The sequence below is a fragment of the Mesorhizobium sp. M0293 genome (assembly GCF_040321735.1).
GTDB lineage: Bacteria > Pseudomonadota > Alphaproteobacteria > Rhizobiales > Rhizobiaceae > Mesorhizobium.
This window is the reverse complement of the sequence record NZ_JAMYSA010000036.1, coordinates 52513-63307: the sequence shown is the minus strand read 5'-3', so window position 1 is coordinate 63307 and position 10795 is coordinate 52513. Positions and strand designations below refer to the sequence as shown.

7 protein-coding genes and 3 pseudogenes are annotated in these 10795 nt (G+C 60.0%); 7 read left to right on the top strand and 3 right to left on the bottom strand.

Going from position 1 to position 10795, the window contains the following annotated elements:
- From NKJ06_RS15915 to NKJ06_RS15885, 7 genes and pseudogenes are all read left to right on the top strand, one after another.
- A pseudogene (locus NKJ06_RS15915) lies at window positions 1-113 on the top strand (IS481 family transposase); the annotation flags it as partial.
- A gap of 20 nt (window positions 114-133) precedes the next feature.
- Window positions 134-1201, top strand: a complete 1068-nt coding sequence (locus NKJ06_RS15910) for a PLP-dependent cysteine synthase family protein (protein ID WP_352810174.1) — start codon at window positions 134-136, stop codon at window positions 1199-1201.
- A gap of 53 nt (window positions 1202-1254) precedes the next feature.
- A complete protein-coding gene (locus NKJ06_RS15905) occupies window positions 1255-2484 on the top strand; it encodes an ATP-grasp domain-containing protein (protein WP_352810173.1) in 1230 nt (409 codons plus the stop codon).
- Between the two features lie 587 nt (window positions 2485-3071).
- Window positions 3072-4334 (top strand): ATP-grasp domain-containing protein, encoded by a 1263-nt coding sequence (locus tag NKJ06_RS15900; RefSeq protein ID WP_352810172.1) that lies wholly within the window; start codon window positions 3072-3074, stop codon window positions 4332-4334.
- Between the two features lie 317 nt (window positions 4335-4651).
- On the top strand, window positions 4652-5125 hold the full coding sequence (locus NKJ06_RS15895; protein WP_352810171.1) for a (2Fe-2S)-binding protein: 474 nt from the start codon (window positions 4652-4654) through the stop codon (window positions 5123-5125).
- A gap of 63 nt (window positions 5126-5188) precedes the next feature.
- Entirely contained in the window at window positions 5189-7387 is a 2199-nt protein-coding gene (locus NKJ06_RS15890) for a xanthine dehydrogenase family protein molybdopterin-binding subunit (protein WP_352810181.1), read from the top strand.
- A gap of 86 nt (window positions 7388-7473) precedes the next feature.
- Complete coding sequence (locus NKJ06_RS15885; protein WP_352810170.1) at window positions 7474-7755, top strand: hypothetical protein; 282 nt, start codon at window positions 7474-7476, stop codon at window positions 7753-7755.
- A 726-nt stretch (window positions 7756-8481) separates the two neighbouring features.
- Here NKJ06_RS15885 and scpB read toward each other — a convergent pair.
- From scpB to NKJ06_RS15870, 3 genes and pseudogenes are all read right to left on the bottom strand, one after another.
- Window positions 8482-9091 (bottom strand): annotated as a pseudogene (scpB, locus tag NKJ06_RS15880) (SMC-Scp complex subunit ScpB).
- A 121-nt stretch (window positions 9092-9212) separates the two neighbouring features.
- Window positions 9213-10212, bottom strand: a pseudogene (locus NKJ06_RS15875) (DUF1403 family protein).
- Between the two features lie 259 nt (window positions 10213-10471).
- Window positions 10472-10762 carry an exopolysaccharide production repressor protein gene (locus NKJ06_RS15870; protein ID WP_352810180.1) on the bottom strand — a complete coding sequence of 97 codons (291 nt, stop codon included), beginning with the start codon at window positions 10760-10762 and terminating at the stop codon, window positions 10472-10474.
- Window positions 10763-10795: the final 33 nt, after the last annotated feature.

Genomic DNA, 10795 nt, shown 5'->3' with positions numbered 1-10795 from the left:
CGGTCTGGCTGCACCGATATAATTGGCATCGCCCCCACGGCAGCCTAAAGTCAAAACCGCCCATCAGTCGCCTCGCCTTAACCGAGGACAACCTGTTGAGGCTCCACACCTAGCAAAGAGGGGATTGCCCCCAATGATCGTCAATAGCATTCTTGAAACTATTGGACGCACGCCCATGCTGCACATTCCTTTGCGGTGCGGTGAGGTCGGCCTGTATATCAAGTTAGAAATGTTCAATCCTACTGGCTCGATGAAGGATCGCATGGCCTTGAGCATGGTCGACAGCCTGCCTATCACGCTAGATGAAGCCGCTGTCAGAATTGTCGAATCCTCCTCAGGGAATACGGCTAGCGCGTTGGCCATGATCTCCGCTGTCCGCAGACTCGAATTTACCGCCCTCATGGACTCCCATGCAAGTTTAGATAAAATCCTTACTGTTCGTGCATTCGGCAGCAACGTCCGAGTCGTTGGTAGCGGCGATGGTGCCCTAGCCACCGACCAGCGTGACGAGGAGGCCCGGCGAATTGCCATCGAAGATGGCTCTAACTGGACAGAGCAGCACAACAACCCCGCCAACGCCGCTGGTTACATAGGACTGGCAGCTGAATTGCTAGATGATCTCGGACCCACAATTACGCATTTCGTGTCGGCCATCGGTACGGGGGGGTCACTTTGCGGGACCGCGCGTGAACTGCGGCTGCATATACCCGAAGTCCAAGTGATTGGCGTGGAACCTGTCGGAAGTATCATCTTTGGCGGTCAGGGCGGGTGCTACCATCAATCGGGCACCGGTACACCCGAAGGGGCCAATGTGGGCATGGTGATCGATTACGACGCGATAGATTGGGGTCGGAAAGTAAGCGACGACAATGCCTTTTCGATTTGCCGCTATCTGGCGCGGTGGCACGGACTGCTCGTCGGGGGCTCGACTGGCGGGGCGATCTACGAGGCCCTCAGCGTGGCCCGTGAAGCGCCGGTTGGATCGCGCATCGTGACCCTAGCCTGCGACAGCGGCACAAAGTATCTGGACACAATCTTCAATCAGGACTGGCTGTCGACTCACGATATTCACTTAATTGACGTTGAGGCGGAATTTGCCGAGCTTTTCGCGAGTGCACCGGCTGTGCCGCAGCCGCCGCCCGCTGAGGACAATGGTACGCGTACCAAGAGTCTGAGGTCAGGGCACGGCCGAACAAGCTGATGCTGATGTCCTCGAAAACCGCCACATAGCGCGCACCGTCAGGGTATTAACCAATGGCAAAAAGAGCACTCATTCTGATTGAAGGCGATTCAACGGGTAATGGTCTGTTGTTCGTCCAGGCGGCCCAGCGTCTTGGCCTTCATCCAATTACCCTGTCGGCTGGTCCAACTCAGTACGAGTATCTCGCGGCAGAAAGGAATGAGGCAATCCGTCTCGACACAGACAATCTGGACGCGCTGATCCGCGAATGTTGCCGGCTGCTTGCGACCTATGACATTGCTGGCATTACGAGCCCCTGGGAACCATTCTACGCGACAGCTGGCAAGCTTTGCCGGCATTTCAATCTGCCGGGACCGAACCCCACATCCATTGAACGATGCTGCGACAAATTCACTCAACGTGAGCTCCTCGCGGGGGCAGGCGTTTCGGTACCTGCCTATCGCGTGGCAGCGGATGCGACGGACGTTGAACGCGCTGCTGCGGAGATCGGCCTGCCGGTGGTTCTCAAGCCAACCGTAGGCAGAGGCAGCAGCGGTGTCCGATTGTGCCGCACCGTCGATGAGCTAGCCGAACACACGGCCTATCTGTTGAGCGGGAAGCACATATGGCGGTCTCTGCCGAGGATACTGGTCGAAGAATTTGCACAGGGCCCTCAATATACCGCCCATACAATGGGAAATGAGGTCATTGGGATTGCCGCCGCTGACTTCGACCCCCTACCGCATTTCGTTTATCGTGGGTTCACCTTTCCAGCCCCGCTAACTGATGACGAGCATGAGCGTATCGTCGATGTTTCGCTGAGTTGTTTGCGAGCTCTCGGCCTTGGTTGGGGGCCAACGAACATTGAACTCCGGTGGACAAAACGTGGCCCGGTAGTCATTGAAGTCAATCCACGTCTTGCTGGCACGCCCGATCCTCAATTGGTTCATCTGGCCTATGGTGTTGATCTCATCACCGAGCACATCAAGCTTGTCATCGGCAATGAATGGAATTTGCGCAGAAGGCATTCGCACATTGCGGCCGCCCGGTCCCTAGTTCCTGATCGCGATGGCACCCTTGAGTGGATCGACGGCGGCAGCCTAGCAGCTGCTGTACCGGGTGTCGCCGAGGTCAAACTGTATGTTGAACCCAAGGCGCCGATCGTCAGGAAAGGCGATGACCGAGACTGGATCGGACATGTTATAGCTGCTTCCCCGAGCGTTGCTCAGACCGAGGCGATACTTCAGAGTGCCGTCGACTTAATCGATTGGTCGATCACACCATTTCCGACCCGTGACGAATAGAAGAATGCCAGCGGGCACACCTCCCCATTTCGATTGATGGGTTGGCGAGGAGCTTCCGTTAGGCCTCTCAAGCCTTTTGAAGATTCTCGAAAAAAGGGAGCAGTCAGCCTTTGACGTGTTCAAGGCGGCTGAATGGACTTTCTATAAACTTCACCCAGAAAAAATTTCGATGTGATTGTTGCCGGTGGCGGTCTCGTTGGGATTTCCATTTCCCTTGGGCTGAGACTGCGTGGCCTTGATGTGCTCGTGCTTGATGGCTGCGATGACGACAATCGTGCCGCACGGGTAATTTCTGCTTCATTTAGGTCCAGACCAAGGGCCACACCTTCCAACCCTATGCGCAGCTTTGGGCGAACTGGCGTCCCTTAAACATCGCAACCCCAGAAAAATTCATCGGGACACTCCGTGTCACACAGCCGGCAACCAGGACGTTGCAACAGATCCTTCAACTAAGTTTACAGAACCTTCGCAACTGCAAATCGCTGACAATGGTACCTTCATCGCAAGTCTGAGTTCAGGCGCGGAATAAAAAGCGACGCGTGTTTGCGCTCAGACCGCCGCAAAGCACGCAACGGAGGGTAACGCCAATGGCAACAAGAGCACTCATCCTAGTTGAAGGCGGTCCATGGGGCTGTGGTCTGCTATACGTCCAAGCGGCCCAGCGTCTTGGCCTTCGTCCGATTATCCTGTCGGCTGATCCAGCGTCCACCCAGTACGACAATTTTGCGTCGGAAAGGACTGAGACAATCTGTGTCGATACAGATGATCTCGATGCGCTGATCCGCGAGTGTTCCCGACTACGTGCGACCTATGGCATCGCTGGCATCACGAGCCAGGAAGAGGAGGTCTATGCGACAGTCGGCAAGCTCTGCGGGCATTTCAATCTGCCGGGACCCAACCCCGCATCCGTTGAACGTTGCTGCGACAAATTCACTCAACGTGAGCTCCTCGCGGAGGCCGGCGTTCCAATGCCTGCTTATCGCGTGGCAGTGAATGCGACGGAGGTTGAAAGCGCTGCCGCGGAGATCGGCCTGCCGGTGATTCTCAAGCCAACCGTAGGCGGCGGCAGCAGCGGGGTCCGATTGTGCCGCAACGTCGATGAGTTAGCCGAACACACGGCCTATCTATTGGGCGGAAAGCACATACGGGTGCCTTCGCCAATACAGCGAAAATGGCAGTCCTCGCCGAGAGTGCTCGTCGAAGAATCTGCAGAAGGCCCCCTTTATTGGGCCGACATAATGGGAGATCAGATCATTGGAATTGGCACCGGTGACTTCGGTCCCGCACCACATTTCGTCTATCGTGGTTCCACCATGCCGGCCCTGCTGACTGATAACGAGCATAAACGTATCGCCGATGTTTCGCTGAGCTGTTTGCGAGCTCTCGGCCTTGGCTGGGGGCCAACGGGCATTGAATTCCGGTGGACGACGCGTGGCCCAGTCGTCATTGAAGTCAATCCGCGGCTTCATGGCACGCCCACTCCCCAACTGGTTCAGGCGGCTTACGGTGTCGATCTCATCACCGAGCACATCAAGCTTGCCATCGGCGACCAATGCGATTTGAGTACAAGGCATTCGCAGACTGCGGCCGCGCGGTTCCTGGTTGCTGATCGCGACGGCATCCTCGATTGGATCCATGGTGACAGTCGGGCGGCTGATATACCCGGTGTCGCCGAGGCCAAATTCTATGTTCCACTCAAGACGCCGATCGTCAGGAAAGGCGACTGGCGAGACTGTATCGGACATGTCGTCGCCGCTTCCCCCAGCGTTGCTCAGACCGAGGCGATAATCCAACGTGCCGTCCACTTGATCGATTGGTCGATCACACCATTTCCGACCCTTGGCGAATAGGAACAATCTGCGGCTGCTACCTCTCCTACTCGGCGCAGGCCAGACAAGAACTGATAGCCGCCGGACATCGGTGCAGTTGAGAACATGACAGAGACGCGCGGCGAGCCTCGCAGAGCGCGAATTTTGTCGTCGCTGTGAATAAGGGCCGGTTGACCATTATGCCGGTCTAGCTTCTGGCATCTGGATAAGCTTGGCGAGTTCCGGATGTTCTGGGCGGTGGCTGCGAGCTTACACTCGTCGCGGGCACCGCTCTGTCCTCAGAGGCTCGCGGCGGCCCCTCGGAGCATATTCAGCTAGAGCAGCCCAGGAGCACAGCCATGACCTTACTGAACATCAACGGTCAAGAGTACGAGGTTGGCCTTGGCCCCGAAACTCCAATCCTTTGGGTCCTGCGCGACACGCTAGGAATGAGCGGTACTAAGTTCGGCTGCGGCGCAGCCCTCTGTGGCGCTTGTACGGTGCATGTGGATGGCGAGGCCATCCGCTCATGCAGCACACCGATCTCCGCCGTTGAAAGCCGCAAGATCACCACGATCGAAAAAACGACCGATGGCAGTGACCGCGTCGGTGCGGCCGTCCACGCCGCATGGATGAAGCACGACGTGGCACAGTGCGGTTATTGTCAAAGCGGCCAGATCATGAGCGCGACGGCCTTCCTCGCCACGCTGTCCCTTGGCGCGCTGCCGACCTCCGAAGAGATCGACTCCGCCATGGCCGGGAACATCTGTCGTTGTGGAACCTATGCTCGTATCCGCGCCGCAATAGCGGACGCCGCAAGCACACTCATATGAAGGAGGCTTCCCGTGCTAGCCAACACCTTAGATTACAGGGACCTGCCACGTGCGCTGCAACACATGCTGGAGAGGGGGCAATCAAAAGTTGCTCGCGGGTTGCCGCGCCGAAGCTTTCTAAAGTTGACGGGGGCCCTCGGGCTGACAATCGGCGTTTTTCCGCAACTCGCCCCCGCGCAGTCCACCGATGCGGCTGAGACGGCCCGCAACCTCGAACCTACGGAACAGCCGGCCGCCTTTGTGCAGATCGCGCCCAATGGCGAGGTCATCGTAACCGTCAATCGGCTGGAGTTTGGCCAAGGTGTGCACACCGCGTTGCCGATGGTCCTGGCCGAAGAACTGGATGCCGACTGGACCTTGGTGCGCGGGCGGCTAGGCACCAACGACCCCGCCTATGCTGACCGAGTCTTTGGCATTCACATCACGAGCGGATCCAGCACGATCAAGAACAGCTTCATGCAGTATCGCGAGCTGGGCGCTCGAGCGCGGGCCATGTTGCTCGGTGCTGCGGCGGCGGATTGGAACGTGGATGTGTCCACATTGCGTACCGAGGCCGGAGTGGTTCTCGGCGCTGATGGCCGCAAGCTGGGTTATGGCGAACTGGCCGATGCTGCGATGGGACAGCCCGTGCCCTCGCAAGTGAAACTGAAGGATCCGAAGGACTTTCGCATCATCGGCCGCCCCACCGGGCGGCTCGACGCACGCGCCAAGAGCAGCGGACAACAGGACTTCGGGATCGATTTTCGGTTGCCCGGACAACTGACCGCCGTGGTCGTCCGTCCACCGGTCTTCGGCGCTCGCATCGCCTCTTTGGACGACAGCGCTGCGCGCATCGTCAAGGGTGTGAAGGCCGTCCTGCGCGTTCCGCTGGATCGTGGCGCAGAGGGCGTGGCCGTGGTCGCCGACGGCTATTGGCAGGCCACTCAGGGCCGCGATGCCCTTAAGATGGAGTGGGACACATCGACTGTCGAAAAGGTCGACAGCGAACAGCAACTCGCGCAATACCGCGAAATGGCCGCTCGCCCCGGTCCGCGCCAGTTCGATTCCGACATTGCGCCATTGGAAATGGCGCCCCTGAAACTAGAAGCTGAGTTCGTGTTCCCGTATCTCGCCCACGCGGCGATGGAACCGCTGAACTGCACTGTTGCGCTCGCCGAGGGAGGGGCCGAATTGTGGGTTGGCAGCCAGAGCGCAGGATTGGATGCCGGAGCCGCGGCTGGCGTGTTGGGTCTGAAACCCGAGCAGGTTGTCCTGCACGTGCAGATGGCGGGAGGAGGTTTTGGCAGACGCCTCTCAAGCACGAGCGATACCGTGATCGAGGCCTGCGAAATCGCCAAGGCCGCTCGGGCCGTCGGGTTGAATGCGCCGGTGCGCACGCTCTGGAGCCGCGAGGACGATATGAGGGGCGGCTATTACCGTCCTATGTACCTGCACCGCGCTCGCATCGGTTTTGACGAAGAAGGCAATGTGCTGGCTTGGGATCACAGCATCGTCGGCCAGTCCGTACTTGCCGGCTCAGTGTTCGAGCAGCTCCAGGCGAAAAACGGCATCGATCCCACCGTCACCGAGGGCATGCGGGAACCCTATCCGCTCCCAATGCGCCTGGCGGTCCATCACCCCAAGATCAACGTGCCCGTGCTTTGGTGGCGTAGCGTGGGCTCCACTCATACCGCTTTCGTCATGGAGACCTTACTTGACGAGATTGCCCGTAGGACCAACCAAGATCCTATAGCTTACCGCATGCGGCTCTTTGGAGACGACCACCTCCGCCACCGTGATGCATTGCAACTGGCTGTGGACAAGAGCGGCTACGGAAAGACGCAATTGCCTGAGGGACGAGCCTGGGGTGTAGCTGCGCACGAGTCCTTCGGTTCAGTGGTGGCCTATGTGGTCGAAGCCTCCGTCACCGACGGCCGGCCGGTGCTGCACCGGGTCACCGCCGGCGTGCACTGCAATCTCGCGGTGAATCCTCGAACCGTTGAAGCCCAGGTGCAGGGCGCGGCAGTGATGGGCCTGTCAATGTGCCTGTTAGGCTCTGCAATAACGCTCAAGGACGGCGTCGTCGAGCAGAGCAACTTTAGCGACTATACCGTGGCGCGCTTGACGGAGGTGCCGGAGTTCGACATCCACATCGTGCCTAGCGGCGAACCGCCAACAGGCATGGGTGAGCCCGGCCTGCCACCATTGGCGCCGGCATTTGCCAATGCCATCGTGCGGCTCACCGGCAAGCCGCTGCGCCACTTGCCCTTCAATCTGACGTAGTCCTTTTTGCGCCAAATCGCTTGTGCTCGCTGCTGTCGCTTTCCGTTTAATTTGGTTCAGCCTCACTTTGTGTGGCGAGATATCCTGTGAGTGTCGACGAAGAGATCCAGATCTCCAACTTGGAGATGAAGGTCCGGTATCACCTCGACATGATCGCGGAATTCCAGCGTCGCACGATCAACGACGATCTCGCGCTCGTCGGCTATCAGGACTTCATAACCGCCATGCGCGGCGAGTTGGCGGGGAATGGTGAGCCGCAACTCGGATTGGATGATCTCCTTGCAAAGAAGATGAAGCGCAGTCTCCGGGCCGCCGCCGCAGGCGGGGCCGCGGTGAGCGAAGTGCGCCGCCTTCAGGTCATCCTTTAAATTTGCGACTAGCGCCGCGTTGCAGTGCGGGCAGATCAGAGCGCAGGCAAGTCCGCGACGCGCCGTTGAGATGTGGAAGAGCTTCCCGTTTTTGCGATCCCGACCATAGACGAGTCGCGCACTGTCGCTGCCGAACTGGCGCCGAGTTCTCGGAACTATGATGACCCAAATTGATCGACATCGACGGACAATAGCCGTCGCGATATGATGTAGGCTAGTCCTGCCGCGACGACCCCGGCCACCTTGGTTCCCGGTGTCGATCATTGGCTCGGCTGACGCGACCCACTTGAACACCGCCGATCTCGTATGAGCCGAGGGGCAGCGGCGAGCTCCGTGACTACCAGCGGATCACGACGACCTTCTCGGTCCCGTTGGCGAATTCGACAGCTTCGATGCCCATCTGGCTTACGGCTTTGGATTGTGGCACCGTCGATCGCTTCAACGTCGGCAACGTTGACTCCGAAGGCCTTATCGATTTCGGCGGAACAGACCAACGTGTCCGGTGGCAGGTCCTTAACTCAGTCCAGCAGTTCGCGAAGGTTCATGGCTAACCTCCTTGGCCACTCGGAACGATCTTCTTTGAGAAAGGTCCCCCGATGACAACGGTGCAAGTCCCTCAATCCTATTGCCAATGGTCCGCTGGCTAGCACAGACATTTGGCACCGATGAACCAAGATGGCATCACCGCCGGTCGATACGGCGGTGCCGGGACGTGAGCCAATCTGCTCAAGTCACCCCAATTTCGGCGAAATCATCATCACCCTCCCCGCTCGTCAGCCCGGCCGGAATATCGCCCGCCAGCAGCTTGTCCTTCGACAGCAGGCCTGCATCCTCAAGCGCCTCGATGTCGGGGAGATCGCGCAGTGATGTCGAACCCGAACTCGAGCAGGAATTCTTTTGTCGTGACATACGTATATGGCGCGCCCGGCGTCGGGCTGCGCGGACCGGAGGCGATCAGGCCGGCGCCGCGCAGATGGCCGATCAGGTCGCGGCTGATCTCCTTGCCGAAGAACGACGACAGCTCTCCACGCGTGATCGGCTGGAAGTAGGCGATGCACATCAGCACCAGCACGTCCGACTGCGTCAGATCGGCCGCCCGTTCGTTGCCGCCGACGGCCGTGCCAAAGGCACTGCGGATGGCGTCGGCATAGGCCGGCCGGGTCAGATGCCGAAAACCGCCGGCCACCGCGACCAGGTCATAGGGGCGGCCACGCAGTTTCTCGCGGAGGTCGTCAATCAAGAGGTCGATGCTGCAGCCTTTGCCGACGACGCGCGCCAACGTCTCGCGTGTCACCGGTTCGCTGGCGGCAAAAATGGTCGCCTCGACCCGATGCATCCATTCCCGCCAACGCACCTCCGGCGGCAGATGATCCAGCTCGCGGTCGAACAAATGGTCATTTGATCGACCATCGTCTGACCGGCTCCCCCCTCGCTGCGCACTGCCTCGACCATTTTCGTCAGAGCCCGTAGCTGCGGAAGGTCGGGCGGCCGGACAATTCGCGCACGGCGCCGAGCTCGACCAGCCGTTCGAACAGGCGGCGCAGGCCGCGATCGCTCATGCCTGCAATCTTTTCCGAGGCAACGATCGCATCGTCGGACAGGAGCTTTTCGACAACAGTGTCCGCTGCCTTGGCCCTGAGTTTCGGGGCCACGGCAAGCAGCCGGTCCGCGCGGCGGCCGAGGTCGGCCGAGAGCTCGATGGCGTAACGCGGCCCGCGCCTGGGCGGCGAGCAGACTCTTCGCACGGTCGGATTCATCCTCGATGCTGGCTGCCGATAGACGCGGGCGAGCGCTTGTGCTCATGGCCGCTTCGGCGCCCAGCAGCGGCATAGCGTATGCCCAACCCAGCCGTTGCGCCAGCAGGGCGTCGGCGAGCCAGGCTTCAAGGGCGCGCCCCAAGCCATGGCGTTCGGCGGCCATGAACGCACCTATCGCCATGCCGACCATTCCGACGCCGGCGGAAAGCTGACGAAGCTCGTCCGCCAGATCGCTGACCGCCAAGTCGACGCGGGCGTGACCGAGTTCCTCGAGTACCGCGAAAAGGCTTTTATCTGTCAGCTGCTCCTCCGCGGGCCGAGATGCCAACCGGCGCCAGGCGAGGAGCAAAAGACCGGCGGGCCCGACATTGTCGCCCGGTCGTGTGAGCGGCACGGCGTCGCGCAGGCCGCTTCATCCTCGACGCGGCCGGCCTGCTTTGCCGTTGCCGCGGCCGCCGAAAGCGCCAAACGCCGGCGCCAGGCGCCGGCCCACCGCTCGTGTCGGCGGACCACCGCATCGAGCGCGGCGATGGCGGCGCCGGCGGCGAGCGCGACGTCCTCAAACGTCTTTTCTCGCGAGGCTTTGCGCGTCCGGGACTGCCCGGCGCACCCAGGTCGGCACCGTTGCCATCGGCGCGGTCGAAAGGGTACCGGCAAGCGTGGGGTAGTGGCGCGGAGAGGGTTTGGGACGCAGAATCATCCTTGATAGCGTGAATCACGACGCGTTTTAAGCAACAAAAAAAGCGGAAAACCGCCGCGCCTGTCGCCACCGTTTTATGTCCGGTAAGCTTGCCTTATCGCACGTGGAATACAACAGTCCGACCCCATAGCAGCAATCGCCATATCGCTCATGAAAAGCTCATCGGCGGCCGTGCCGGCCTGAGCCATTACCCCCAGAAGTCCCGGCGCGGGGCGACCCAAAGACGGGGAGCACGTCAGCTCTGACTTTGTCACGGCACTCAAGGCAGCAGCAGCGATATGGCTCGCATTTGATCGCGTTGGAGCAAATCTGGGGATTCATTTGTAACCTCATCAAGGTCTGGCGGCTCGGATCCAACTTCCTTGCAACTGTCGAAACGCTCAGCTCTTTGACCAGCTCGGCTAACGCAGCCAGACCGCCAGATCAGAAAGAGCACGCTTGCGAAATACGCCAGCTGAAGGAGCAGCGAACAAGCCAGCGTCGTGACTACTAGTGTGCCGATGGAATGAGAAGCGAAGTAGACGGTCAGAGCGGTGCTGCAAAGGACCATTCCCAGGACGCGACAGAAGATTCTAAAGGGCAA

Coding starts and splice junctions, on each gene's coding strand:
- NKJ06_RS15910 (WP_352810174.1), top strand. CDS start 134: ATGATCGTCAATAGCATTCTTGAAACTATTGGACGCACGCCCATGCTG.
- NKJ06_RS15905 (WP_352810173.1), top strand. CDS start 1,255: ATGGCAAAAAGAGCACTCATTCTGATTGAAGGCGATTCAACGGGTAAT.
- NKJ06_RS15900 (WP_352810172.1), top strand. CDS start 3,072: ATGGCAACAAGAGCACTCATCCTAGTTGAAGGCGGTCCATGGGGCTGT.
- NKJ06_RS15895 (WP_352810171.1), top strand. CDS start 4,652: ATGACCTTACTGAACATCAACGGTCAAGAGTACGAGGTTGGCCTTGGC.
- NKJ06_RS15890 (WP_352810181.1), top strand. CDS start 5,189: ATGCTGGAGAGGGGGCAATCAAAAGTTGCTCGCGGGTTGCCGCGCCGA.
- NKJ06_RS15870 (WP_352810180.1), bottom strand. CDS start 10,762: ATGGTCCTTTGCAGCACCGCTCTGACCGTCTACTTCGCTTCTCATTCC.